We start from the raw sequence: 25,350 nt of genomic DNA, 5'->3' as shown, positions 1-25,350 counted from the left end.
CACGGGTGGCGCTCAAGGAAGGTTCGCTTGTTGTGAATTCCAGCCAGGGTGGCGGCACCAAGGATACCTGGGTCCTCGACGATTAAAACTCGAGCGATGATTGTCGGTCATGGTGCTGCGGTCGAATTTTGACGCGAAATGGAAGCTTGAGACATCAACATCTCCGCGCCTTTGTTGACCTGGAACGCGCGCTGCGGCGATTTTGATAGCGTAAAAGGGGAATGATCTATGCTTCTTGGCCGTACGGCAAATGGGCTTTACTGGATGTTTCGCTATATCGAGCGCGCCGAAAACATGGCACGTCTGGTGGATGCGGGGCTACGCATGGCGCTGACCAAAACTTCGGATGCACCGGAAGAGTGGTCTTCTGTGGTTGTGTCAGCTGGTGCAAGCCAGACATTTTCAGCCAAATATCACGCTTATAATGCAGCAAACGTCGCAGACTTTCTGCTGCGGGACATGGACAACCCTTCCAGCGTCATGTCCTGTATGGAAACCGCGCGTTCAAATGGCCGCATGGTGAGAACAGCGCTCACCCGCGAAGCGTGGGAAAGTGTCAACGAAGCCTGGATGACGCTGAAGAAATCTCTCTGCAAACCGTTGAAAGAGGCCGATCTTCCACCGCTCCTTGATCAGATAAAGCGGGAAACGGCACTCATACGCGGCGCATTCCATGGGACAATGCTGCGCAACGAAATCTTTGATTTCGCGGGGCTTGGCACATTTATTGAACGCGCAGACAACACTGCGCGCATTCTCGATGTCAAATATTACGTACTGTTGCCCGCCGTCTCCTATGTCGGGACCACGCTCGACAACTATCAATGGGAGTCCATTCTACGCTCCGTTTCAGCGCATCGGTCTTATCGCTGGGTTTATGATGGTGATTATCGCCCATCGCATGTTGCTGATTATCTGATCCTGAATGGCCGTATGCCGCGCTCACTGAATCATTGCTACCAGTGCATAACCGGTCATCTCGGCTTTCTTGGCAAAGACTACGGCGAGAGTGCTGCCTGCCATGCGACTGCGGATAAAATCTACGGCAGCCTGTTAAATCAGGACATTAGTGCGATATTTGATGTCGGTCTGCACGAGTTTCTGACCGAATTCATTACGCGCAATAATCGGCTCGGCAATGAGATCGCCGAAACCTATAATTTTTATTGAGGTGTTCGCTTGTGGAGCGGCATGGGCACGGCGCCTGCCGATCAATCATTGGGCACCGATCAATGATCATCGAACCGCTATACAAATTAAGAGAGAGTTTGATGCCTTTTCGTTCCGATACTTTCCTTGGAACCTACAATCCTGATCAACTCAGGTCATTGCAACACGCCTATCGCCAGACCTGCATTGAATTGGGAAGAACAAACCTCACCCTTGCCGAACAGCATAGGCTCGCAAAGATCATCTATGGCATTTATGACAGTGGCATCGAGGATCCGGTGGCAATCGCGCGGATCGTCCGGCATGCTGAAAGCATTTGATGGTGTTCACCCTCGCCGAAGACTTTCATATCGAGGCTGACATCAAACCGGTAAACCTTGAGATCGGCTTTGCCGACATGTGAGCGCTGGCTTGCTGGACAGAGCATTCAGCGCATAATGGATGACACTGGCGAAAAGCCATGCAAAATCCCATCCTTTCGCGCAGCAAAAGATGCTAACCTTTTGCGGGCAGAGCAAGCACTGCGCTGCTGGGACATAATTCGGGGGGCTGTCTTGGATATTGCGACGATACTGACCATTCATTCGTTATTATCAACCTGTTCCATCCGGGAAACGGCGCGATTGGAAGGGCGAGCAGCTTCGACCGTTAGTGCTGCTCTGGAGCGGATGGAAAGCGCCCTGGCCATTCCACTATTGCGACGCGAGGGCACGGTTCTTAGTCTGACGCTCGAAGCACAGAAGCGAATGAAGCTTTTTGATGAGGTGGCCAGTCTTTGTCGCTCCTTGCTTGCCGTTGCCGGCGACCCTGCCATTCGACCGACCATTCGCTTTTCCGCACTTATCCGATTTGTGGCCGCCGCAAAAACTGGAAGCATACGTGCCGCCGCAAAAGAGCTGGGCGTGGGTCAGCCGCAATTGACGCGTCAGCTTTCAGAACTCGAACGTAATCTCGACTGCGCATTGCTTTTGCGAACACGAACCGGCGTGCGCTGCACGGCAACCGGCGAGATGGTGATGACGCTCGTTGAGGCGATCATTCGCACATGGGAAGAATTGTCCCATGCGGCGACCGACCGGTTTCGCCGTCAGCAGGTGACCTGCCGGATCGGTTCGGTGATGCCGTTGGGCCATGAAAGCAGCATCGCCCAGATCCTTGCCAATCTGACGGTTGGTTGGGAACGCCTGCATCCGCGTCAGCCGCTTTCGATCTCGGCCAACACTGCGGAAGAGTTGGTTTCCGGTCTCAAAAGCCGACGTTACGACGCGATCCTCATTGATCATGCCGATTTTTTAAAGGAATTTGACGGCCGAGTGGTTTCTGATGCCCCGCTTGCCTTGATTGGCGATCACCGCATCATGGCAGAACTGAAAGGTGACGTGGCAAAATTCCTGCAAAGGCACCCATTGGCGCTTCCCAGTGTCAAGAGCGGGATAAGACAGCATGCGATGCATTATCTTGAAGGGGTGCTTGGTCCGCTGACGCCATCGAAGCTTCGACTGATGGAGATGGATTCAATTCCAGTCATCATCAATCTTGTGACCCGCCATGGTTATCTTTCGATCCTGCCGGAACCCGTCGTGGCGCGTCTTCCCTTCCCCATCACCCAATATCCTCTGGGCGCCGAGCATCGCCAGATACTTTCCTTTGTCTGGCGACGGAACACTTTTGCACCAAAGATGTTAAATGAGATGGTCTCGCTGCTCACTGAAGATAGCGCGTAGAAATTTGTTTCTCGCGGTGCATTGTTTGAGAGGCCTATAAACGCGGTGGGGATGGGTTGCATTTGCCGAGACATCCTCTGTTCGGAATCTGGGATATATCCCGGCCCGGTGTTTTTAAATAGCCTGAAACGTAAACAGCCAATGACTGTGAGGGAGAACATAGGATGAGAACATCGGTGATTTTGGCCGGCATGCTGGCCGGCATGGTCTTTTCGGCAACGCCAGGCTTTGCGGCTGATGTGGTGGTTGGGTCGAAAATCGATACTGAGGGCGGTGTTCTGGGAAACATCATTTCGCAGGTGCTCAAGGCCAATGATATTGCGGTGATCGACAAGATCCAGCTCGGCGCAACACCGATCGTGCGTGAGGCGATTACTCAGGGGCAGATTGACATCTATCCTGAATATACCGGAAACGCTGCCTTCTTCTTCAACAAGGGCGATCTGGATGTGTGGAACAAACCCCAGGCAGGCTATGAAGAGGCAAAGAAACTCGACTATGACGCCAACAAGATTGTCTGGCTGACACCGGCCAATGCCAACAATACCTGGGCAATCGCGTTGCGCCGCGATGTCGCTGAGCCGAACAAGCTGAAGACGCTGAGCGATTTTGGCAAATATGTCAATGATGGCGGCAGCGTGAAGCTTGCGGCCTCTTCGGAATTCGTCAGCTCCGCCACCGCGCTGCCGGCGTTTCAAACCGCCTATCAATTCACCCTCAAACCGGATCAGCTGATTACGCTGTCGGGCGGCGATACGGCCGCAACGATTGCCGCTGCGGCGCAACAGACATCGGGCGCGAATGCGGCGATGGTCTATGGCACGGATGGCGGCATTGCGCCTGCTGATCTGATCGTCCTTGAGGACGACAAGGGTGTGCAGCCGGTCTATCTGCCCACACCGATCATTCGGGCGGCCGTCTTGAAAGAGCATCCACAGATTGCTGATATTCTCAAGCCGGTTTTTGAATCCTTCACGCTGGAAAGCCTGCAGGAACTCAATGGGCGTGTTCAGGTTGGCGGTGAGCCGGCGAGTGATGTCGCCCGTGATTATCTCACCAAGAACGGCTTCATCAAGTAGTCCCGGCCTTTTAGGATCAGGATCCGACAGGATCCTGCGACGGTAGCCAACGCCTGCGGGAAGAACGTCAGGTGTTGGCGCTGCGGATGGCTTTAATGGATGAACAGGATCCACCATGCAGATAACCGCAGGTCGAAACACTGCAGCCGCTTTACGCTTCAGCATCGATCGACTGGGGGTGGTGATAGCCCTCATCCTTATTCTCTCGCTGATAGTCCAGCCCTTTGCTCTTCTGCGACCCAATCGGGTTGCGGCAACGGCGCCGGTGCAGCTTGTTGACGCTCTGCCATTCACGCAGGCGGTTTTTCTGATGAGTTTGATCCTGATCACAGTGGCGTTGCTGGTGGTGCGCTCACCGCTCAGGCTGCGGCTTTCTGCTCTGATTGCAACCCTGATCGCTGTCGCGATAGCGATCGGGCTGAGTGCGGACTATCTGACACCTGCTGGCAATAATTATGCGCGTGTTTCTCCCGGAGGAACCGTTTGGCTGATCGCCTTTGCGCTGGCCCTGGCGATTGGTGACACTCTGGTCCGCATGCGACTAGCGCCGTTGTCGCGGTTGGCGGCATTGTTTATCTTCGTGGCACTGCTGGGGCTGTTCCTTTATAGTGGTGTGTGGCGGGATGTTTCCATCCTCAAGGAATATGCCTCACGACGGGATGCCTTTGCCAGTGCGCTTCGGACCCACGCGCTACTGGCAATTGGATCGCTGATCGCAGCCTTTCTCATTGCGACGCCAATTGGCATCCTCATAAATCGCTTCAAACGGTTGCGCGACGCCATCATCTCGTTTTTCAACGTCATCCAGACCATTCCCTCGATGGCCTTGTTCGGCGTGCTGATTGCCCCTTTGGCCTGGGTAGGTACCCATATGCCTGGCGCTGCCGCACTGGGTATTGCAGGCATTGGTCCCGCCCCTGCTTTTATTGCTCTGGTTGCCTACGCGCTGCTGCCAATCGTTTCGGCAACGGTAACCGGACTGGATAACGTGTCGCCTTTGGTGGTGGACGCGGCGCGCGGTGTCGGAATGACCCGCCGGCAACGTCTACTGTCGATTGAACTGCCCCTGGCCTTTCCGGTCATATTGACCGGGATCCGCGTGGTGCTGGTGCAAAATATCGGCCTTGCCGTCATTGCCGGACTGGTGGGCGGCGGTGGCCTTGGAATGTTCGTCTTTCAAGGCATCGCCCAGACGGCAACCGACCTTGTCTTGCTCGGCGCCTTGCCGACTGTCGCCATGGCGTTCATCGCCGCTATCCTGCTTGACGCGCTTGTTGAAATCAGCCGGGCGCCGCAGCATAAGGAACAGACCCCATGATTGAGATTGCCAACCTCACCCGTCTTTATGGCGCACAAAAGGCGGTCGATGACGTCTCCTTGACCGTCAATGCAGGAGAGATTGTGGTGATTGTCGGCACCTCCGGCTCTGGCAAGACCACATTGATGCGCATGATCAATCGACTGGTGGAACCGAGCGCTGGCGTGATCAAGATTGACGGCAAGGACAATCGGGAGGTGAGTGCGCATATTCTGCGTCGCGGCATCGGTTATGCCATTCAAGGCCATGGCCTGTTCCCACATCGCAGCATTGCCGAGAATATCGCCACTGTGCCGCGCCTGCTTGGCTGGGACCGCGCCCGGATTGCCGCCCGGGTCGACGAGTTGCTTTCCCTGTTTCATCTCGATCCGGCGGTCTATCGCGATCGGATGCCTCATGAGCTTTCCGGCGGCCAGCAACAGCGGATCGGGGTGGCGCGGGCTTTGGCCTCCAATCCGGCGATATTGCTGATGGACGAACCCTTTGGGGCGTTGGACCCGATTATCCGTGACAAGGCCCAAGAAGATCTCCTGGCGATCCAGAAACATTATCGGACGACGATTGTGCTCGTCACCCACGACATGGAGGAGGCGATCCGTCTTGGGACACGAATTGCGGTGATGGATAAGGGCCGCCTTTTGCAATATGCGACACCGCAAGAGATTATCGCGCGCCCCGCAACCCAATTTGTGCATGACCTGCTGGGCGGGGGCAGTGACCGGGTGTTCCGCCTGCTATCGCTTGTCACCGTCGATGGTCTTGTCGAGCCTGGTGATGCAAATGGCGATCCAATCGCAAGTGATATGTCTTTGCGCGAGGCGCTGGGGGCAAGCCTTTGGTCAGGCCGCACCGCCTTGCCCGTGCGCCGCGACGGCGCAATTATCGGCCGTGTGACCCGAGTGGCGATTGAAGACCATGCCCGGAGCATTGCATGAAACCGGGTGGGATTTTGAAAACTGTACTGCTGATCGTTCTCGTTTGCTTCGTCATGAAGCCGGAATGGTTTGCAGGCGCGCTGGCGCCCTTCACACGAAACGATGCGCCCGCGATCTATACGCAGAACTCGCTGCTGGCGCTCACAATCAATCATCTGGTTCTGGTGGGGCTTGCGACAATGGTTGCGACCATCATTGCGGTAACGCTTGGCATTCTGACTACGCGGCCGGGTGGGCGGGAATTTCTGCCACTTTCGCGCGCCATCGCCAATATCGGCCAGACCTTCCCGCCAGTGGCGGTTCTGGCGATCGCGGTTCCTATCTTTGGTTTCGGCTCGGTTCCCGCTTTCATTGCGCTGCTGCTTTATGGCCTGCTGCCGATCTTCGAGAATACGCTGACCGGTCTGACTGAGCTGGAACCCGCAGTGGTGGACGCTGGACGAGGAATGGGGATGACAGACCGGCAATTGCTGATCAATGTTGAATTGCCGCTAGCCCTTCCGGTGATCTTGTCGGGTGTGCGTCTGGCGGCGATCATCTCTCTGTCGACTGCCACAATCGGCTCGACGGTGGCTGCGAGCACGTTGGGCGAAGTGATTGTGGCGGGTCTCTTGACTGGCAACACCGCCTTCGTTTTGCAGGGCGGTTTCATTGTCGCGGGCCTTGCCATCCTGATCAATGCGGGTTTCGTGGCGCTGGAAACGCGATTTCGCCGTAACACTGCCCAATAGCGTGTAGGAAATAGAGGAAGTACCGGGGGATCAAGCACCGGCTCCACACGGAACTTCACCTCGTCATGGGATGATCATTGATGGCGCGGTGGCGACGCGCGCGCCGAATTATTCTGTCAAAACGACCATCCAAGTGGCAGGCAAGCGCGGCCGGCGCTGAGCTCCAGAGACAAGAAAGCCCGCTTCGCTGGGAGGAGGAGTGCGAAGCGGGCTGATCTGGAAAACGCGGCTTTGGGAGGAGGAGTGCCGCGCTTCATGTTCAGTCCCTGGGAGGAGGAGTGAGACTGAACATGTTCTAACTACGCATTTTGGCGGGGTCTCACAACATGCAAAAATGCATGGCTGTTATGCGCAGGATCAGGAATGGAAAACCGCCCGGCAGCGGCAAGCGCGCCCAGGCGGTCTTTTCCTCCCAGAGGCCGGTCTTCTATCAGCAATTACTCAGTAGAGCAACAAGTATCCCGAAGTACATAATCCCACTATTTTAGTGTGATCATAACAATAGTCCGGGTGCCGAAGTCGTTTGGAAGAGAAAATCGCTCGTCCCGTATCGCGGGTGTGGGCGGGGGGCTTGGGCGCGCGATACGGGGAGCTTCCTGCGAACAGGGTGCAAGCCAAAGGTAAGGCTATTTGAGAGAAAGCGAAATGACAGATTGTTGCGGTTGCAAATCGTAAGTGCAGCAACCTAGGAAGAACGAGCGACGGCTTCAGCCCGCCCAGGCAAGCCAACAGCACAGATCGCAAAGGTTTTGCAGGTTCTACAAACGCTCGGTTGTTCGATCCATATTTTTGCTCCTGGGGAACGGAGGAAATGACGGTAAGGGTTCTCAATGTCTGGTGGGATGGTCGCATCGTCGGGCTATTCACCCAGGATAGGCACGGTGATATCGGCTTTGCCTACGCCGGAGCTTGGTTTGATGACGAAAAGGCGCTTCCGCTGTCTGCCTCCTTCCCAAAGCGTCCGGAACGGCTTTCCCGTCAAGAATGCCGACCATTTTTCGGCGGCCTGTTGCCCGAGGAAAGACAGCGCCCGAAGATAGAAATGGTGGGCGAGGATGAGCTGCCATTGGGGCGTGATTTTTGCGCGATGTCAATCGTGCAGCCTGGCAGGCACGCGTCTGGGGATTAAGCTATGGCGCCAGGTCGCTAAGATATTTCAAAATCACCCGCATATCCTGTGAGGCACAGGCGATGTAGCCGTCGGGTCTGACCAGATAGCAAATGTCAGAGCTATCACTTTCGTGAATCTGCGGCTCAACCAGATTGGCAAACCGCGATAGGGTCTCCGCTGCCATCTGGAATTTGCCGCCGAAAAGCATAAAGCGACCGTCCATCGAGGGTTGCGCTGCCTGCCGCGTGCCCGGTTTGATGAAACGCTCCCCCGGCTGCGGCCCCCAGGCAGCAGCCGGCCCGTTCAGTGGACTCTGCGGGTAATGGATCGACAGTTCGGTAACCGCGCTGCCGATCAGATGTTGGACAGGAGCTGCTCCCAGGATGTGATGGGCGGCAAAGTTGCGCAACATCTGCAGGACCGGGTTTTTCAAGATGGCGATTTTGGTCAATCGTCCCGAAGCTTTAAGCACATCGTCGCCGACAAGGCTGCGCTCAGCCGAATAGCTGTCGAGCAGATCCTCTCTGCATATTTCCTTGATGACGAGCGCCAGTTTCCAGGCCAGATTGAACGCATCCTGCATACCGGTGTTCATCCCCTGGCCCCCGGCAGGGCTGTGGATATGGGCAGCATCGCCTGCCAGAAAAATTCGTCCGTATCGGTAAGAGCGCAGTTTGCGATCATTGATCCGGAATCCCGCAAGCCAGACTGGATCACGCAGCGTGCAGGCCAAGGCGGTTCTCTCATCGATCAACCGCTGCAGATCGGCAAGCGACGGCGGCACAGCTTCGCCGCTCGCATTGCTGTCAATATTGGCGATGACGCGATAGCGTTGCAGGGAAATCGGGAACACAACCAATATGCCGGTTCGATGCCAATGCACCGATACCTCGGGCGCAAGTGAAGCATCAGCGATATGGACATCGCCCAATACCCAGTGACTATCGAGCGTCTCACCGGCAAACTCTCCACCGGTTGATTTGCGCAGCAGCGAATGCGCGCCGTCACACCCAATCAGCCATTGGCCGTGTAGCGTTTCGTGTAGGCCCGTTGCGTTGATTGTGTCGAGCTGGACGCCTGCATCCTGCTGTAATGCTGCCACCGCTTCAACGCCGCGTTCAACCCGGACACCCTGTTTGTTGAGCATATCCTCAAGAAGGCGCTCGGTCTCAGATTGCGGGATCATCAGCGCAAATGGATAGGCCGAAGGAACCGCGCTGACATCAAGTCGGCCGAGAAGATTTTGTTGATTGCAGATCGAGATCTTTGTCACCACAAGGCCAGCATCAATGAAGGCTGACGCGCGCGCTCCCAGCAATTCAAGCGTCCTGCTCCAGATCACCAGCGCTTTTGACTGCTGTGTTGGTGCAACTGCCTTGTCGATGATGCGGACGGCGATATTCAGCCGGGTCAGTTCCAAAGCGAGAGTGAGCCCGACCGGGCCGGCACCGACGATCAGAACTGGTGGTTTACTGCTATCTGTCATCAAACGAACTCCTTCCGACACGACTCCCAGCGTTTGGCGTGCCGCATAAGGCGATTGACGAGAGCGGCAGCCTCGGCGCTGCTGTACTGGGGCTTGTCGAGCAATATTGCATTGTTCAGCGCCGGTCTTGCAAGCCAGTATGCCGTCATGATGCAAGCGCGCAACCGCGATCACCCGGTCCGGCGGATCTTGTTAAGAAGGTAAATAAGAAGCAGCGTCCTGAGCAGAGTTGCAATCAGCAAAGGACCGATATTATCCGGTGCGAAATCGCCGGCGGTCAACGCTTGGCTGATATGGCCCATAGCTGTCCCCATGTAAAAGAGAATGGCGTAGAGCGCGATTGCACATTTGAACCCGCGACTGCACCAGAACGCTGTTATCGCGACAACACCCATGGCAAGATCAGCAATTCCTATTTCCGTCTCGAAAGGGCTTGGTGACCAGCCAATCTGGGCCGAGGCGATTGCTGGAAAAAACACGTGAAATATACCGGCCCAAACGCCATCGATCCCGACGGCGAGCAGAAGAAGCCAGCTGAGCTGGCGGGTCCCCGTGTGGTCCCGCTTGTGGATTGCCAAGACCACGCAAAAGGCGACCAGCGTGAGGATCGAGGGCAGATTGGACAAAATGAAACGAATGGCATCTGCGATCATTGACAAGCCCTTTGCAACGAGACAGGAGTTCGGCTTTGTGACACGCGCGGTCGCGATCAGGGGCAGATCGGACCCTCAATGGATCGATTGACGTGGCGCCACATCCTCAGAACTGCTGATGCGACACGTATCCCCTTCGCCAGGCATTGTGCGCTGCGATCTGCCCGTAATTAATCCGAGGCATGAACGCCGCTTTGATTATCAGCCTCTATATCGACTTGGCAGCATGCCCTTTTCCTGACGGAATGCCTTGCTGAAATGACTGAGATTGTCAAAACCCACCGTGTAGGCCGCCTCGGTGACACTCATACCGCTTGAAAGCAAGGCTGCGGCAGCATTCAGACGCGCCGTGCGAAGACAGCTGTGGATGGAGCGGCCAATCTCCATGCGAAACGCTTCCTTGAGCCGTCTTTCGTTCAGTCCGACCTCACGCGCCAGGCGCGGGATCGTCCAATCCGTACTGTACTGGGCTTCGATAATGGCGACGGTAGCATCAAGCTTGCGCATTTCATCAGGGTTCAAATTTCTGACAGGCTTGCCGGTCTTGCCCCGTGCAACCACATCAAGGCCGATACTGAGGGCTTCAACTGCCTTGCTGTAAAGATGCAGCTGTCGGGCCATACCCTCATCATATCGACATTGCAGCAGGCTTGTTGCCGCTGCAATCAGTTCGGGTGGCGCCTTGAATCCGACCAGAAACACATCCTGTTCTGGCAAGCTGTTCTGCGTCATCACCGGCCCACCCAGTCTTGCGAGAGACACACCCCCCAGTTTTTTGAGCAAAGCGGCTTCGAAACGGATGTCGACGACCCGCAGTCTTCGCCCTGCCCGCACGCAATTTTCACCCCGTGTCTGTCGGTTACAGGCAAACAGCACGGCGGCTCCTGGCTTCAAGGCGAAAGGGGCTGCACCATCGACAGACAATGTGCCGTCGCCATCCAGGAAAACCGAAAGCGAGAAGGTGGCCGGACCTTCCGGGTGAAACACCGTGTCTTCAGCCGGCGTCACGTCAATCATGAAAATCGTGACGTCACTATCGGGTTGCTCGACGCGGGTGAAGGCGCGCCAGCCGAGCTGATCGATCTTATCATCGACCGCGTCGCGCCAATGATCAGCGGTTTGCTGGAGGGAAGGATCTGAAAATGTCATCTCTCGCTCGGCTTTCGGGCAATTAGTCCCGTTTGCGTCAATCGGTGTTCAAAAAACGTTAGCCGATATCTCGGTAAAGTGGAATAGAGGACTCAAGTTTTAATCTGGCGGCTCCGGTGGATCAATATGCGTAACGTGAGAACGATAATTTGGGCAAGTTCGGTCTGTTGCTCGGCGGTGAGCTGCACGGCTGCTTTCGCACAGGAGAGCCAGGGAATTGTTCTGGAGACAATCACGGTCACCGCATCCAAACGCCAGCAGGCATTGAACAGGATTGACGGCTCTGTTTCTGTGATAAGCGGAGAACAACTTGAACAGCGCGGCGTGCGGACAGTCGACGATCTCCAGAAGGTCTTTCCTGGATTGAGCATCGGCAATCGAGGCAATCGCATCTATTCCAATGTCACCATTCGTGGCCTGTCTTCGCCGGACTATTTCAATCCAAGTGTACAAATCTATGTCGATGGTGCACCGCAGACCCCTTCAACATTTTCACAGATGCTGGTGGATGTGGATCGCGTGGAACTGTTGCGCGGCCCGCAGGGCACGCTTTACGGTGCCAATGCCTATGCGGGCGTTATCAATATTGTCACCAAGAAGAACAAGGAGAACCGTTTCTTCGTCCAGTCGACGCTTTCTGTCGATGAGCCGTCAATTCAGATTGGCGGAACTGCTGTCATAACGCCCGACACGCTGTTTCTCGACTATGCCGGAACATTTGCGCATTTCTCCGGCGATATGGATGATCGCACCACAGGCGACAACAATATCAATACATCCGACAATGGATTTGGCCGCGCGACATTGCGCTACGCGCCCACTGGCGGTGATTTTGACGCATCGATCACCTATTCACGCGAATGGCTGCGCTCGCACGAAGAGGTCTATGCCTTCCAGCGGGATGTGGATGACCGCATTTATGATAGCGGTCTCTACGGCGAACTGCCGCTTCTCAAGCGCAAGGTCACCAATATATCCGGTCAGTTGAATTATCGCGTCGGGGACGTCACGCTTTCAAGCATTTCCGCCTATCAGGAAAGCGATGTCATGCGCAATTTTTCATCCGGCACCGGTTCGCGTTATTTCTGGCCTCAGAACGACAAGCTGTTCACGCAGGAACTCAGACTGGCCTATGAAAGTGACATATTGAGTGGGGTGGCAGGGCTTTGGTACAGCCATGACGATTTCACCGGCACCAAGAACGGCTATTCTGGCTATTATGGCGACGCTCGCAACAATGTCATCAATGATAGCCTCGCAGCATTCGGCGAAGTCACATGGCATGTGAATGACAGGTTCGATCTGACGGGTGGCCTGCGCGCCACATATGATCGCTCGCATATTGATGCCTATCGCGAAGACACATATGCAACCGGCTATGGCTTCGATTTCGACAACAAGGCCCATTTCACCAGTCTTCAGCCGAAAATCGCCATTGGCTATGAACTTGCAGCCGATACCCGGCTGTTTGGCGTGATTTCGCGTGGCTATAAGCCCGGCGGCTTCAATCACAGCATTTCCTCGATTGTCGATGCAGCGCCTTATGATGCTGAATCCGCATGGAATTTCGAGACTGGGGTAAAGTCTACGCTTTTGGGTGGCGCGGTCGATATATCGGCGTCAGTCTACTATATCCGCTCCACCGACAAACAGATCTATGTTGGCATGATCGGTCAGCAATTCATCCGCAATGCCGGTGTAGCGAGCAGCACCGGCCTTGAGCTGGAAGGGACATGGCGTGCAACAAATCGTCTGACGCTGACCGGGAATGCCGCTTTCGGGCGCTCTGAATTTACCGATTTTACCGACCCTTATACCGGCGTAAGCTATGATGGAAATCATGTTCCTTATGCACCCGACGTCACTGCTCATGTGAATATTGCCTATGTGCTGAGCGAAGATATCTTCAATGGCACGCTGACGGCAAATGGCGGCGTCAATTATAACTCCAAAGTCTATTTCGACGAAGCCAATGCCACCGGTCAGGATGGATTTGCCACCGTTGATGCAAGCCTTGATTTTGCCAATGCAACAGGCTTCAAGGCACAGCTTTATGTGCAGAACATCGCCGACAAGAGCTATAAGACCTCGGGCTTTGTGAACGGCCCCTATGAGCTCGGAACCCTGGGCAAAGGTCGCAGCTTTGGCCTGACCTTGCGCAAGGATTTCTAAGCTCATGTCCGATGGCAAAGCTTCCAGTCTGCCACCCATTCTGATGGCGGCAGGCGGGATCTACACCGCGCAGAGCCTTGTCGGAGGCCTCACTTTCATGGGGATTCCAGCTGTCTTGCGCGCCGACAATGTGGCGCTCGACAAGATAAGCCTCGTCTCGCTGGTCATGCTTGTCTGGGCCTTGAAGTTTCTCTGGGCTCCACCGCTCGAACGCCTGCGTATCCTGCCCAATGGCAGACGCCGATCGCGCGGGATAATGGTTTGTGGCGAAGTGATAACCGCAGCTCTGCTCGTTGCGCTCGGCTTTACGGGCGCCGCAAGCTTCACAATGATCATTGCCTTGCTCCTGCTCCTGGCGGTCGCTTCGGCGACCATCGATATTGCCTGCGATGCCTTTATCATCGAGCAACTGGCGCAAGACAGCCGCGGGCCAGGCAATGTTGCGCAGGTTGGCGGTGGTTACCTCGGCCTGATTTTCGGCAGTGGTCTGTTTGTCACGACTGTGGCGCTTCATGGTGGGCTCGCTGCTTGCATCCTGCTCGCCTGTCTGGTGATTCTGATGAGCCTGCCGATGCTTTTGACACGGGAGGCTCCAGTTGCGCCGATTGCAATGGCGAGCATGCCCAGCCTGGTTGATGCGTTTCAGCGCGTCGATATTCGAACCGGCCTGGTTCTTGCTGTGGTGTTTGAAATGAGTGGCCGTCTTACCCAGTCTCTGACCGGCCCATTTCTTGTCGATGCTGGCGTTCCACTTTCCCTGCTGGGCATGCTCAATGGATTGGGTGGTGTGATGGCCGGTATTTGCGGCGCGGCGCTTGGTGGATGGATCGTACATCGGCGCGGACCGGTCAAAGCCGTTTTTTCCATCGCTGCAGCCCATGTCATCGCCCTATGCAGTGTGGCCTTGATCGTTGCACTCGGGATAAGGCATCTGCCGCTGCTGGTGACACTATTCGTGATTGAAACTGCGGTGATGGCCGCAGGCTTTGTTGCCATTTACGCGCGACTGATGGGCCTTGTATCTCCATCACAGCCGGGGGTCGACTTCACGCTGTTCCAAAGCGCAAGCGCCATTGCCGCCGCCTTGTTCGGTACAGCCGGAGGCCTTCTCGCCCATCAAGCCGGCTACGCAGCAAGTTTTGTCATGTCGGCTGCGCTTTCAATGCTGACGCCACCCCTCCTAATCATCCTTGAGCGCCGTCTGACAAAGGGAACCGCCGCATGACCAAGCCAGTTGCCGTGATCAATGGAGCCGGCGTAGCGGGTCTTGCTGCCGCCTGGTGGCTGGACAAAGCCGGCTGGCAATCCGTCATCATCGAGCGGGCCGAAAGCCTGCGTGACAACGGCTATATGCTGGGCCTGTCAGGGCTGGGCTATCAGACGGCGGCGCGTATGGGATTGCTGAAGGCACTCAACGCTGCATCCTACACGATCAATGAGAACATCTATAAGGACCGGAAGGGCAAGGAGCTGTTGCGACTTCGCTATCGCGACTTCATACGCGACCTTCCCTATCTTGCGCTTCGTCGCAATGATCTGGTCCGGGCTCTCGCAGATGCGCTTCCTGACACGGCATCGATCCGCTTTAGCGATCACATCGAAAGCTTCACGGACAAAGGTGATCGCGTCGAAGCACGGCTTGCCAGTGGCGCAATTCTTCAGGCCGATCTGTTGATCGGTGCGGACGGGTTTCGCTCTTCGACACGGCAAAAGCTGTTCGGATCCGACGAGAGCCATCCGGGCTGCCTGCAGCCCCTTGGCTATTATTTTGCAGTTTATGATGTCGCAGCCCCACGGAGTTTTGAAACCGATTTTCTGTCCTATGCAGAACCCGGCCATCTCGCGGAATATTATTCACTGCATGGCGGACGACTGGCGGCGATGCATGTCTGGCGCGATCAGAGCGTGGGGCTCGAAAAAACTGAAGACCGTTATGATCTTCTCAAAAATCTCAGCAGTCAAAGCCATCCGGAAGTGCGGTCCCTGCTGGAGCAGGCACAGCAGCAAGGATCAAACCTGCTCATTGACAGCCTTACCATGGTCGAGCTCCCGAAATGGTCGCAGGGCCGCGTGCTCTTGTTAGGCGACAGCGCCCATTGTCTGACACTGGTTTCCGGTCAAGGGGCAGGCATGGCGCTTGCCTCCGCAGAAATGCTCGGAAAGGCTTTGTTGGCGCAATCCGACCTCGACAAGGCACTGGTTCTCCATGAACAGAAACTGCGGCCGATCATCGGGCGGTTACAGGCACGCAGTCGTAAAATGGCGGCAATGTTCATTCCACGAAGTGCCTTTGCCTTTCACTTACGCAATTTCGTCATGCGGAACATGCCGCGGGCCTGGCTTGGACGCTATTTTACCAATACGATCAAGGCGGAAATCGCTTTGGCCTCGCCGCCGACCGTCGACAAGGCCGAATAGCGCGAGGCACGCCCCGCTGCTCAACAGGCAACGGGGCAATGCGCTCACGCTTTCTGACTGGAAATCAGTGCATGGACGAGGTCGGCCTCAAGATCTGCCGGGTCTTCAAGACCCACGGAAATCCTTATCAATTGTGGGCCAATGCCAAGGTCATTTTTCTGATCTTCGGGGACAACGGCATGGGTAAGCGAAAACGGATGCTGGATAAGGCTTTCAACGCTGCCGAGGCTGACGGCAAAGTGGAAATAGCGGGTCGCTGTCAAAATACGCTCGACCCTTGCCAGATCGCCTTCGACATCGATGGAGACCACACAGCCAAAATTGAACATCTGCTGCCGGGCCAGGTCATGCTGGGGATGACTGGCCAATCCGGGATAGATAACCTTGCGCAATCCCAGTTCCTGCCCGCGTCGTTCCAGGCTCCGCGCCAATGTAAGCGCGGTGTCCGCCTGCCTTATGCAGCGGATTTCCAGCGTTTTAAGCGAGCGATGCAGAAGCGCACAATCGGGCGGCGACATCACGGCACCAAGGGCATTCTGGAGATATTGCAGACGTTCACCCAGTTGGGCGGGTGCCTGCGCAGACACGGCCACCACGCCGCCCAGCAGATCGGAATGTCCATTGAGCATCTTGGTTGCCGAATGGACAACCACATCGATCCCATGTTCGATGGGACGCTGCCCTGCGGGGGATGAAAATGTGCTGTCGCAGACGGTGACAGCACCGGCATTTCTACCCAGTTGTGCCACCATCGACAGATCAACAATCCGCAGGGTCGGATTGGAGGGTGTTTCGAACCACAACAGGGCAGGCTTGTGTTGCTGCACGGCTTTGACAAGGGCCGTCTCGTCGGAAAAATCGACAAAATGGACCTTATGGCCTGCTGTAAGCGGTCGCACATCGGCAAGCAGACGATAGACACCGCCATAAAGATCGTTATGCGCGACGATCGACGAGCCGGCGGGCAGCGTTTCCAGCAAGGTTGCAGCGGCAGAAAGGCCACTGGGAAATGCAAAGGCCCGTTCTCCGCCCTCAAGATCCGCCAGGCAGGTTTCAAGCGCGTTGCGTGTGGGGTTGCCACTGCGGCTATAGTCAAAGCCTTTGCTGGATCCAATACCATCCTGAACGTAGGTTGTGGCGTGATAGACCGGCGGGATCACCGCGCCTGTCAACGGGTCCGGTTCCTGACCGACATGCACCGCGCGTGTTGCAAATTGCGCCTGGTTGCGAAGAAGCTTGTTCGTCACGTTTGTGTCTTTCCATTCTTGCCGCAGGCCCCCGAGGTCGCGGCCTGTCGCGCGGCTAGTAATCGATCAGTTCGCTGGTATCCTTGAGATAGAGCGGATGGCCGGGGGAACCATTATTGGTGATCTTGAGCGCTTTCAGTTTCACGCCGGCAGCCCGCAGCGCATCTGTTACCGCCTGACCGTGATGCGCCAGTTTCTTGTGCAGCGATCCATAAGCCATGACGACGATTTCCGCGCCCAGAGCCTGTTCGACAATGGTTTGCAGATTTTCCGCAGTACAGGGTATCACGCCGTCTTTAAGCAGCATCTTGGGATTGGTTGCGCGATAATCCATGACATTGCATTTCACAAAACGCCCATAGCCCCATCGGCGCGTGAATTTCTGCTCCTTGAACACGGTTGGATCATCGACATTGAAATCGGCTGTACTGGGGTTCATGCCGATCCATAGCACGTAACCGTCTTTCTCGGCGCCATCCCATTCCCGCTTGAGAAGCCGGCGATAACGGCCACAGGCGGAGAAAATAGCATCGCTCCTGATCTCAGATTTGACTTTGAGGCGGACCTTGCCGCCCGGATCATGGAGTTGGTGACTCATTGCTGCTCGATCTTTCCATTCTTTACCGCGTGTCGATGCCCTTTTAAACACAACACCGGCTTTTGACGACCACAATTCGTATTGGCGCTTGGCGGCTTTTATCTCGATTCCTTAATATTTTCAGGCTAGAACGTCGCGGATGCACCACCAGCCGCTGTGAGCAACCGTTGGAACTCGATCAGAACACCCTTTTCTTTGCCGCAGGCGTTTGTTCCCTGGCTGTGGCGCTGACAATTTTGACAGTCTGGTATCAGAACCGATGGGACCGGTTTTTATTGTGGGGCTGTCTGGGCATGATTGTGCTGGGGGTGGGATCTGTATTCTATTATTCCTCCGATCTGGCGCTGGCTCCTTCCTCCATTATTGCTTTCAGCGTCATGACCTGTGGTTTCATGCTGTTACTTGTCGGCGCCAATACAGTTTCCAAGATACCTGTTCCGACCAGCCTGCTTGTTGTTGCGACAGCGATCATGACCGTTGTCATTATCACGCCAATTATGATCGGTTATGCCGGAATAGGCATTGCGATATTCAATATTCTTGCTGCCATCATTCTCACAAGGATCGGGATCGCCTTCATGTCGGTTTATCACGAGGCACCCGTACCGGTCTCTGGCATGGTCGGCCTTTATTTCCTGACTGCTGTTTCCTTTGTCCTGTGTGCCCTGGTTATTGTGGCAGACCAGCAATGGACCATGCGGACAATTCCAAGCAATTGGGCGGAGGATCTGAATGCTGTCATGGCGATCATCGGCATTACCGGCATCGGCGCATTATCCTTGAGCTTCACGCAGGCGCGGATTGCAAAGCGTCATGCCAATGAAGCACGGATCGATAGCCTCACGGGATTGTTAAACAGGCGTGCGGTGTTCAGTCTGCTTGCGACCACGCCGCTTAAAGCCGGTGATGCGGCGATTGCCTTTGATCTGGACGGGTTTAAGGCGATTAATGACACCCATGGCCATGCAGCAGGGGACCGCGTATTGGAGGAATTTGCCAATATTCTGCGCAGCCTGGTTGGAGAGAGCGGACTGACGGCGCGCCTTGGCGGGGAAGAGTTTCTTGTGGTGATCAGGGATATGTCCAACTTCCGCGCACTGTCAATCGCCGAGGCGATCCGGGACCGCTTGTCCGCTTGTTCTTTTGACGGCAATGTCGGGCCATTTCAGACCACGACGAGCGCTGGCATTGCCTTCTTCACCCTTGCAGACCGTGAATTCGACGTGGTTTTTCAGCGGGCTGACGCGGCTCTTTATCGGGCCAAGGGCCTGGGGCGCAACCGGGTCTGCACGGAATTGCAGGTCGTGGCGTAAAACGCTCCCCCACAGACAAACGCGCCCACTTTCGCCGACACCACGACATTCACAAGATATTCCAGCTGTTAGGAGAGTTGAGCCTGGACCAGGGAACTCGCCTGCCATCAATCCGTTTTATCCCGGTTGGCGTAACACGCTCGAAGGATAGGCGTCATGATGAAATATTCGACTATGGCCGCGATGATCGCATCGGTGCTGATATCGGCTTTGCCCGCTTATGCGCAGAGCATCGAGATTGGTCCCAATGGCATACAGGTCAACCCAGATGGCGAACGACGCGTGATGCGTGACCGCCGACCCGATCGCGGTGAGATCAGTGAACGACGTGCGGCGCGGATTGCGCGCGATGAAGGGATGGATGAAGTGGAAACCATCGCGCGCCGACGCGGCGTGTTTGTTGTGCGCGGTTTAGATCGCCGCGACAACGATATGCGGGTGGTGATTGATCGTCTAACCGGTGACGTCCTGGAAGTCCGATAGACGACGGGAACCGAAAGCTTTGGCAGAATTGAACCAAGGTTCCTCAAGAGAGCGGCAGTTGACAGGCTAAACTATCCCGCTTGGCGCGGGATGCGTGCTTGACCTTTGTTGGTCGCGTCCTAACTCCTTATCTTTCGTGGCTTCGAAGGAACTTTTCTCGAAGCCGTGAACACCCCGGTCGAAACCTCATCCGACCGGGGTTGTTTGATACAACCGAAACGCTTAAGGCGCTCACCGGGGCGGTTGCCATTTGCAAGCCCCCTCCAAGGGCGAATTCCTCCGCAAAATGCTGCCGCAACGCGTATAATGCTAAAACTGAATGAAGAAGCCCGGCCAGAACGAATTAAGCCCCGTCTGTTGATTAAGGCACATCTTTAGCGTCACGCTATCGGCCAATTCCCCTTCTATCAACAAAGCGGGCTTTGACACGGTGCATCTCTGTCGAACGTGTTGCCAAACGGCAGTTATTGCTTCAAGTAGTTTGTTCAAGCGAAGCTGAAGCACAATATCGGGACAAAAGTTTGCGTACTGGTTTTATCTCTCTCTTTCTCATTCTGGCGATTGTTTCTCCGGTAAAAGCACTCGAGACAAGCAGTGCACCTGTTCTTAAACCCACACAGCAACAGGCTGAAGCCGCGCAATTGACGGCGGAGTTTCTTCAGCGTTTTCACTACAAGCCGGTCTTGCTCGACGACAAGCTGTCTGCCCGTATCATGGATCGCTTCATTGATGCGCTTGATCCTGATCGTCTTATTTTCCTGCAGACCGATGTTGAAAGTTTCAAAACGCGCAGCAAAGAGATCGACGACGGTATCAAGAACCAGGATCTGAGCATTCCCTTCGCGATCTTCAATATTTATGGCGAGCGCATTGATGAGCGCATGACGTTTGCGCGTCAATTACTCAATGAGAAATTCGATTTCAGTTCCAACGAGACCTATTCGATTGCGCGCGACAAGAAACCGTGGCCGGCCTCGGCTGCGGAGCGGGATGCGCTGTGGCGCAAACGGATCAAGAACGACTGGCTGCGGCTCAAGCTGGCCGGCAAAGACGATGCTGCCATTCGCGACACTTTGACAAAGCGCTATGAAAACACGCTGGCGCGCGCCAACAAGTCCAAGGCCGACGATGTTTTTCAATTGTTCATGGCCGCCTATACGACATCGGTCGACCCCCACACCGATTATTTTGGTGCCAATGCGTCGGCTGAGTTCGACATATCCATGAAGCTCTCTCTGGTGGGCATCGGCGCCGTCCTGCAGGAGCGGGATGAATTCACCACGATCCGCGAACTCACAGCAGGTGGACCGGCACAATTATCGGGCAAATTGTCGGTGGGCGATCGTATCGTGGGCGTTGGCCAGGGCAAGGACGGGGCGATCAAGGAAGTTGTCGGAATGCGTCTTGACGAGGTTGTGCAACTGATCAGAGGCGACAAGGACTCGGTTGTGCGTCTTGAGATTTTGCCGGCAGAGGCAGGCCCTGATGGTCAGCACAGGATCATAAGCCTGGTGCGGGACAAGATCAGCCTCGACAAGCAGGCGGCGCAAAAATCGGTGTTTAGTCTGCAACAGGGCGAAAAGATCCGGAAAATCGGGATCATCAAGCTTCCGGCCTTTTACGAGGATATTGAAGCCCGGCGCAAGGGCGACAAGAATTACCGCAGTGCAAGTCGCGATGTTGCGCGGCTGCTTGGCGAACTCAAGCAGGAAAAGGTGGAGGGTGTGCTGCTCGACCTGCGCAACAATGGTGGCGGTTCGTTAAGTGAAGCAATCGACCTTACCGGTCTTTTTGTCGGCAAGGGGCCGGTGGTTCAGCAGCGCAATGCCAAGGGTGAGATTCAGGTGGAAAGCGACAAGCTTCAGCAGGCTGCCTGGACCGGACCGCTTGGCGTTCTCATCAATCGTGGATCGGCCTCGGCTTCGGAGATTTTTGCCGCGGCGATTCAGGATTATGACCGCGGTGTGGTTATCGGAGAGCCGAGTTTTGGCAAGGGCACCGTGCAGACGGTGGTTAATCTGGATGAAGTCGCCCAAAGTCCGACACCAAAATTTGGCGAGTTGAAGTTTACCATCGCTCAATTCTTCCGCGTCAATGGCGGGACCACGCAATTGCGCGGTGTCACGCCCGATATCAGATTGCCCGGACTGTTTAACCTGAAGACCGTTGGCGAGGAAAGCTTCGATAACGCCCTGCCATGGACGGAAATCAAAGCGGCAAAATACCGGAACTTTGGAGCAGCAAAGGCTCTGCTTCCGCAATTGCAACAACGCCACGAAGAGCGAGTGAAGACCAATGCGGAGTTTCAACGTTTCGTGGAGGACGTCGACGCGCTGGCCAAACAGCGCGACAAGGCGACCATATCGCTCAATGAGAATGAGCGGCGCGCAGAAATCGAGGCTGCGGCCAAGCGCGCGCGGGTTGAGGGCGAGAATGGCGATGACGGCAGCGTTGATGACGGTCTACAGGCCAATGAACGCAGCTTGAGCGACGAGCTTGCGCGGGAAAAGGCCCGTAAATCAGCGAAGGACGCCTTGCAGGACGAGGCGGCATCCATCGTGATCGATCTGGCTGATCTTACAAAAAGCCGCCCTGAGTAAAAATAGAGCTGCGCAATCTCGTTGAGCGCAGCGCTTCATCAATTTTGAGCCACGGGCTAGGTGAGCATTGAACGCCTTGTCCGCGATGCGGCGGTGGCGCTGTCGGCGCAGGCGCCGACAGCGCGACAACGGCAGTAGACTCTCAAGCAAAGGATCAGGCGGCTTCACGTCCAGGAGCCGCCGCACCCCGCTGACATGCGGGTCCCTGGCCGCAATACGACCAGGAACGAAGCGACGGAAGCGGGGGTAAGCTTCTGATTTTGCTTGCGTTCGCAAGGCCGCGGCCGATGAAAGCCGGCCGAGTCCCGCAAAGTTCAACCACCATCAGGGAGCGCGAGCAAACAGCCACACGCTATCGCGTGGGATATCGACCCAGACCGGCCCTTCCGGCAATTCCCTCGCTCCGAAGGCTTTCGCTGCGAATTCGCCGGAACGCAGGCGATATTCCCAGCGATCGCCGAGATAGAGACAGGCATCGAGCTGCATTTGCTGCCGCGCCGCGCCGGGCTTGTCATGGACAGCAATCTGCTCGACACGAATAACCGCCTTATCGCGCGCCTCATCCGATTGTCCGATCATCACGCCTTGCAGCTGCCAGTCGCTGCCATGGATGGCCGCAGCGTCGCCGGCCATGCGAATTTCACCATGCGCGACATTGTTTGCGCCCAGAAAATCTGCGGCATAGAAACTTTTCGGCCGTTGATAGATTTCCTGCGGGCTGCCTTCCTGGACAATCGCGCCGTTGCGCAGCAACAGGATATTGTCGGAGGCTGCAAGTGCTTCCGACTGATCATGGGTGACAAGAACCCCACAGATCTCGAGATCAAGGATAAGCTTGCGGATCCAGTAGCGGGCTTCTTCACGCAGTTTCGCATCCAGATTGGACAGCGGTTCGTCCATCAGCAGGACGCGGGGTTCATAGACCAGTGCACGACAGATGGCGACACGTTGCTGCTGGCCGCCGGACAGCTGGTCGGGGAAGCGTTCCGCGAGATGACCGAGGCCGATTTTCTCCAGGGTCGCCTGAACGCGCTTGCCGGCTTCGACCTTGCTGATACCGCGCAGCTTGAGCCCATAGGCGACGTTTTCCATCACCGTGCGGTGTGGCCAGAGCGCGTAGGACTGGAACACCAGACCGATATTGCGGTTTTCGGGGGCGACGGTCAGACCCCTGGCCCCATCCATCATCGGCTTGCCACCGATGCTGATGCGCCCCTGCTCCGGCTGTTCGAGGCCGGCAATGCAGCGCAGCAGGGTGGTCTTGCCGCTGCCTGATGCGCCGAGCAGCGACACGATGGATCCGCGTTCGGCCGTAAAAGACGCGCCCTGGAGGATATGCAGGCCCCCGAGGTATTTATGAACATTCTGGACAGTCAGTTCAGTCATGGATTTTTGCTCCCAGACGAAGGGCGAGACCGAGGCCTGCGCCGGTAAGAACGATACTCACAAAGGCAAGTGCGGCAATGGTGTCCATGGCGCCCGACTGGATCATCGAGACCATCAGCGACCCGATCACTTCAGTGCCGGCGCTCATCAGATAGATGCCGGTGGCATAGTCGCGCAGGAACACGATCATGATGAGCGCCCAGGCACCGACCAGCCCGGGACGAACGATCGGAATGACGATATCGCGCCAGGTCTGCGTAATGGTCGCACCCGTGGTGCGTGCTGCTTCCTCAAGTTCCGGGCTGACCTGGATAAGCGTACCCTGCAGAAGACGCAAACCGTAGGAAAGACCGACAATAAGATAGGCGATGAACAGGCTTATCAGCGTTGTTCTGAGAGGCACCAGGAAAGGAATGAACAGAAACAGCCAGAAGAAGGCCAGACCGATGATCAGGCTTGGCATGGATCGGGGCAGCAGGATCATGTAGTCGAGAACGGTGTTTGACACATCGCGATTGCGATGGCCTGCGAGGCCGACGATCAGATAGAATGCGACCGCCAGCGCCCCTCCCACCACTGCGAGCAGGATGGTATTGAACACGCCGCGATAAAGACTTGGCACCTCAAACAGCGCGTTGAAATGTCGGGTGGTCAGATGCGCGAAGGGATTGACGCCCTGCCCCCAGGCATCGACGAATGCCCGCAGCACAATGCCGCCGATCGGCAGGATCACCGACAGGAACAACCAGAAGCCGATCAGCGAGAGGGCGAGGATCTGACCGGCGCGACCAAGTCGCATCACGGTGGTCCGCGCGCCCTTGCCACCCAGCGCGGCATAGCGACGACTATGGCGCAACAGGCGACGCTGGTACCACACCAGCGGCAATGTGAGCAGAACGAGAAGCACGACGACGACAGCCATCAACTGATAGGTCGGCACACCGAACAAGGTGGTGAGCTTGTAGATATAGGTTGTGAGAACATTGATGCCACTGGGATCGCCCAGCACCAGCGGAACGCCGAACATCTCAAAGCCGATCAGCAGATTGAGCGCTGTGGCGAAGATCAGGGCTGGCATCACCATCGGCACGGTCACATCGTAGCACACACGCCAGATCGGAGCGCCCGTGATGCGGGCCGCCTCTTCAAGATCCGAAGGCAGGTTGCGCATGGCTGCAGAGACGTAGAGATAGACATGTGGCACATGGGCAAGTCCGGTGACCAGGACGATGCCAGTCAGCGAATAGATATTCCAGGGCACAAAGCCAAAAATGTCTCGTGCGAGGATCGACAGGAAGCCGGAAGGCCCGATCGCCACCGTATAACCAAAGGCGAGCACCAAAGCCGAGATGAACATTGGCACCAGCACGATCACCTCGAGCGCCTTGCGAAACCGCACATCGGTGCGGGTCAGCAGGAAGGAGAGCGCCGCGCCCAGCGGGACGGCGATCGCCACCATGCCAACCGCCATGATCACCGTGTTCCACAGGGCGTCGTAAAACATCGGATCGACGAGAATATATTGATAGGCGCTTAGTCCGATCGTGGCGCTGGCGCTGAAAAACGGGCCATCGAGAAAGCTCTGATAGATGATGAGGGTGATCGGGGTGAGGACGCTTAGTGTGAGCAGCCCGATAACCAGCCGTCGGAACGCCAGTGCCTCTCCTGGCGCCCGCAATGTCTTTTTGCCACCGTTTGCGGCGGTGGCGTGGGTGAGATTCTGGGTATAACTATCCGCCGGCATGGATTGACCTCCGGGAAAACGAATGATGAATGA

20 protein-coding genes and 2 pseudogenes are annotated in these 25,350 nt (G+C 56.1%); 15 read left to right on the top strand and 7 right to left on the bottom strand.

What is annotated here, in order from left to right:
* Positions 1-228 precede the first annotated feature (228 nt).
* From RT142_RS10550 to RT142_RS10510, 9 genes and pseudogenes are all read left to right on the top strand, one after another.
* Positions 229-1,170: an alpha-E domain-containing protein gene (locus RT142_RS10550; protein WP_064321734.1), complete on the top strand. Its 942-nt coding sequence runs from the start codon at positions 229-231 to the stop codon at positions 1,168-1,170.
* Positions 1,171-1,271: 101 nt separating this feature from the next.
* Entirely contained in the window at positions 1,272-1,490 is a 219-nt protein-coding gene (locus tag RT142_RS10545) for a hypothetical protein (protein WP_171380268.1), read from the top strand.
* A 303-nt stretch (positions 1,491-1,793) separates the two neighbouring features.
* Positions 1,794-2,894, top strand: a complete 1,101-nt coding sequence (locus RT142_RS10540; RefSeq protein ID WP_313028525.1) for a LysR family transcriptional regulator — start codon at positions 1,794-1,796, stop codon at positions 2,892-2,894.
* Between the two features lie 191 nt (positions 2,895-3,085).
* Complete coding sequence (locus RT142_RS10535; protein ID WP_408912969.1) at positions 3,086-3,973, top strand: ABC transporter substrate-binding protein; 888 nt, start codon at positions 3,086-3,088, stop codon at positions 3,971-3,973.
* A gap of 115 nt (positions 3,974-4,088) precedes the next feature.
* Entirely contained in the window at positions 4,089-5,291 is a 1,203-nt protein-coding gene (locus RT142_RS10530; RefSeq protein ID WP_313028524.1) for an ABC transporter permease, read from the top strand.
* Positions 5,288-6,226, top strand: coding sequence for an ABC transporter ATP-binding protein (locus RT142_RS10525; protein WP_007880649.1), 939 nt, complete (start codon positions 5,288-5,290; stop codon positions 6,224-6,226). Before RT142_RS10530 ends, RT142_RS10525 begins: the two co-directional genes overlap by 4 nt.
* Entirely contained in the window at positions 6,223-6,957 is a 735-nt protein-coding gene (locus RT142_RS10520; protein WP_007880650.1) for an ABC transporter permease, read from the top strand. The genes RT142_RS10525 and RT142_RS10520 overlap by 4 nt, the downstream gene beginning before the upstream one ends.
* Before the next feature lie 719 nt (positions 6,958-7,676).
* Positions 7,677-7,772: pseudogene (locus RT142_RS10515) on the top strand (transcriptional regulator); the annotation flags it as partial.
* Positions 7,769-7,987: pseudogene (locus tag RT142_RS10510) on the top strand (HipA N-terminal domain-containing protein); the annotation flags it as partial. The pseudogenes RT142_RS10515 and RT142_RS10510, both read left to right, overlap by 4 nt.
* 100 nt (positions 7,988-8,087) lie before the next feature.
* Here the strand turns inward: RT142_RS10510 and RT142_RS10505 are convergent.
* The 3 genes from RT142_RS10505 to RT142_RS10495 all read right to left on the bottom strand — a co-directional run bounded on the left by RT142_RS10505 (position 8,088) and on the right by RT142_RS10495 (position 11,356).
* Positions 8,088-9,554 (bottom strand): FAD-dependent monooxygenase, encoded by a 1,467-nt coding sequence (locus RT142_RS10505; RefSeq protein ID WP_171380272.1) that lies wholly within the window; start codon positions 9,552-9,554, stop codon positions 8,088-8,090.
* Between the two features lie 170 nt (positions 9,555-9,724).
* A complete protein-coding gene (locus RT142_RS10500) occupies positions 9,725-10,207 on the bottom strand; it encodes a DUF6790 family protein (RefSeq protein ID WP_171380273.1) in 483 nt (160 codons plus the stop codon).
* A gap of 201 nt (positions 10,208-10,408) precedes the next feature.
* A complete protein-coding gene (locus tag RT142_RS10495) occupies positions 10,409-11,356 on the bottom strand; it encodes a helix-turn-helix domain-containing protein (protein WP_171380274.1) in 948 nt (315 codons plus the stop codon).
* Between the two features lie 126 nt (positions 11,357-11,482).
* On the opposite strand from RT142_RS10495, the gene RT142_RS10490 reads away from it, so the two are divergent.
* Genes RT142_RS10490 through RT142_RS10480 form a run of 3 tightly spaced genes read left to right on the top strand, consistent with a single transcriptional unit; the run spans position 11,483 to position 15,946 of the window.
* Positions 11,483-13,528, top strand: a complete 2,046-nt coding sequence (locus tag RT142_RS10490; protein WP_313028520.1) for a TonB-dependent receptor domain-containing protein — start codon at positions 11,483-11,485, stop codon at positions 13,526-13,528.
* Between the two features lie 4 nt (positions 13,529-13,532).
* Positions 13,533-14,753: an MFS transporter gene (locus RT142_RS10485; protein ID WP_171380275.1), complete on the top strand. Its 1,221-nt coding sequence runs from the start codon at positions 13,533-13,535 to the stop codon at positions 14,751-14,753.
* Positions 14,750-15,946, top strand: a complete 1,197-nt coding sequence (locus RT142_RS10480; RefSeq protein ID WP_171380276.1) for an FAD-dependent monooxygenase — start codon at positions 14,750-14,752, stop codon at positions 15,944-15,946. Before RT142_RS10485 ends, RT142_RS10480 begins: the two co-directional genes overlap by 4 nt.
* Positions 15,947-15,990: 44 nt before the next feature.
* On the opposite strand, the gene RT142_RS10475 is transcribed toward RT142_RS10480, so the two are convergent.
* Together RT142_RS10475 and RT142_RS10470 are read right to left on the bottom strand one after the other, a co-directional pair.
* Positions 15,991-17,193, bottom strand: a complete 1,203-nt coding sequence (locus RT142_RS10475) for a trans-sulfuration enzyme family protein (protein WP_235972527.1) — start codon at positions 17,191-17,193, stop codon at positions 15,991-15,993.
* Positions 17,194-17,248: 55 nt separating this feature from the next.
* The gene (locus RT142_RS10470) at positions 17,249-17,791 is read right to left on the bottom strand and encodes a DUF1643 domain-containing protein (RefSeq protein WP_171380277.1); all 543 of its coding nucleotides are present in this window, start codon (positions 17,789-17,791) and stop codon (positions 17,249-17,251) included.
* Between the two features lie 167 nt (positions 17,792-17,958).
* Between RT142_RS10470 and RT142_RS10465 the strand changes: the two genes are divergently transcribed.
* From RT142_RS10465 to RT142_RS10455, 3 genes are all read left to right on the top strand, one after another.
* Positions 17,959-19,104, top strand: a complete 1,146-nt coding sequence (locus tag RT142_RS10465) for a sensor domain-containing diguanylate cyclase (RefSeq protein ID WP_171380278.1) — start codon at positions 17,959-17,961, stop codon at positions 19,102-19,104.
* A 156-nt stretch (positions 19,105-19,260) separates the two neighbouring features.
* Entirely contained in the window at positions 19,261-19,587 is a 327-nt protein-coding gene (locus RT142_RS10460) for a PepSY domain-containing protein (protein WP_171380279.1), read from the top strand.
* Positions 19,588-20,108: 521 nt separating this feature from the next.
* Positions 20,109-22,187 carry a carboxy terminal-processing peptidase gene (locus tag RT142_RS10455; RefSeq protein ID WP_171380280.1) on the top strand — a complete coding sequence of 693 codons (2,079 nt, stop codon included), beginning with the start codon at positions 20,109-20,111 and terminating at the stop codon, positions 22,185-22,187.
* Between the two features lie 324 nt (positions 22,188-22,511).
* On the opposite strand, the gene RT142_RS10450 is transcribed toward RT142_RS10455, so the two are convergent.
* Together RT142_RS10450 and RT142_RS10445 are read right to left on the bottom strand one after the other, a co-directional pair.
* A complete protein-coding gene (locus RT142_RS10450; RefSeq protein ID WP_171380281.1) occupies positions 22,512-23,573 on the bottom strand; it encodes an ABC transporter ATP-binding protein in 1,062 nt (353 codons plus the stop codon).
* Positions 23,566-25,317 (bottom strand): ABC transporter permease, encoded by a 1,752-nt coding sequence (locus RT142_RS10445; RefSeq protein WP_235972530.1) that lies wholly within the window; start codon positions 25,315-25,317, stop codon positions 23,566-23,568. Before RT142_RS10445 ends, RT142_RS10450 begins: the two co-directional genes overlap by 8 nt.
* Positions 25,318-25,350: the final 33 nt, after the last annotated feature.

This window comes from Brucella sp. (assembly GCF_032066345.1).
Taxonomy (GTDB): Bacteria; Pseudomonadota; Alphaproteobacteria; order Rhizobiales; family Rhizobiaceae; genus Brucella; species Brucella pseudogrignonensis.
The sequence above is the reverse complement of the archived record's forward strand: the minus strand, read 5'-3'. Positions and strand labels throughout refer to the sequence as shown.

What these genes read in the sequence shown, in the direction of transcription:
- RT142_RS10550 (WP_064321734.1), top strand. Translation starts at nt 229, where the DNA reads ATGCTTCTTGGCCGTACGGCAAATGGGCTTTACTGGATGTTTCGCTAT.
- RT142_RS10545 (WP_171380268.1), top strand. Translation starts at nt 1,272, where the DNA reads ATGCCTTTTCGTTCCGATACTTTCCTTGGAACCTACAATCCTGATCAA.
- RT142_RS10535 (WP_408912969.1), top strand. Translation starts at nt 3,086, where the DNA reads ATGCTGGCCGGCATGGTCTTTTCGGCAACGCCAGGCTTTGCGGCTGAT.
- RT142_RS10530 (WP_313028524.1), top strand. Translation starts at nt 4,089, where the DNA reads ATGCAGATAACCGCAGGTCGAAACACTGCAGCCGCTTTACGCTTCAGC.
- RT142_RS10525 (WP_007880649.1), top strand. Translation starts at nt 5,288, where the DNA reads ATGATTGAGATTGCCAACCTCACCCGTCTTTATGGCGCACAAAAGGCG.
- RT142_RS10520 (WP_007880650.1), top strand. Translation starts at nt 6,223, where the DNA reads ATGAAACCGGGTGGGATTTTGAAAACTGTACTGCTGATCGTTCTCGTT.
- RT142_RS10505 (WP_171380272.1), bottom strand. Translation starts at nt 9,554, where the DNA reads ATGACAGATAGCAGTAAACCACCAGTTCTGATCGTCGGTGCCGGCCCG.
- RT142_RS10500 (WP_171380273.1), bottom strand. Translation starts at nt 10,207, where the DNA reads ATGATCGCAGATGCCATTCGTTTCATTTTGTCCAATCTGCCCTCGATC.
- RT142_RS10495 (WP_171380274.1), bottom strand. Translation starts at nt 11,356, where the DNA reads ATGACATTTTCAGATCCTTCCCTCCAGCAAACCGCTGATCATTGGCGC.
- RT142_RS10490 (WP_313028520.1), top strand. Translation starts at nt 11,483, where the DNA reads ATGCGTAACGTGAGAACGATAATTTGGGCAAGTTCGGTCTGTTGCTCG.
- RT142_RS10485 (WP_171380275.1), top strand. Translation starts at nt 13,533, where the DNA reads ATGTCCGATGGCAAAGCTTCCAGTCTGCCACCCATTCTGATGGCGGCA.
- RT142_RS10480 (WP_171380276.1), top strand. Translation starts at nt 14,750, where the DNA reads ATGACCAAGCCAGTTGCCGTGATCAATGGAGCCGGCGTAGCGGGTCTT.
- RT142_RS10470 (WP_171380277.1), bottom strand. Translation starts at nt 17,791, where the DNA reads ATGAGTCACCAACTCCATGATCCGGGCGGCAAGGTCCGCCTCAAAGTC.
- RT142_RS10460 (WP_171380279.1), top strand. Translation starts at nt 19,261, where the DNA reads ATGATGAAATATTCGACTATGGCCGCGATGATCGCATCGGTGCTGATA.
- RT142_RS10450 (WP_171380281.1), bottom strand. Translation starts at nt 23,573, where the DNA reads ATGACTGAACTGACTGTCCAGAATGTTCATAAATACCTCGGGGGCCTG.
- RT142_RS10445 (WP_235972530.1), bottom strand. Translation starts at nt 25,317, where the DNA reads ATGCCGGCGGATAGTTATACCCAGAATCTCACCCACGCCACCGCCGCA.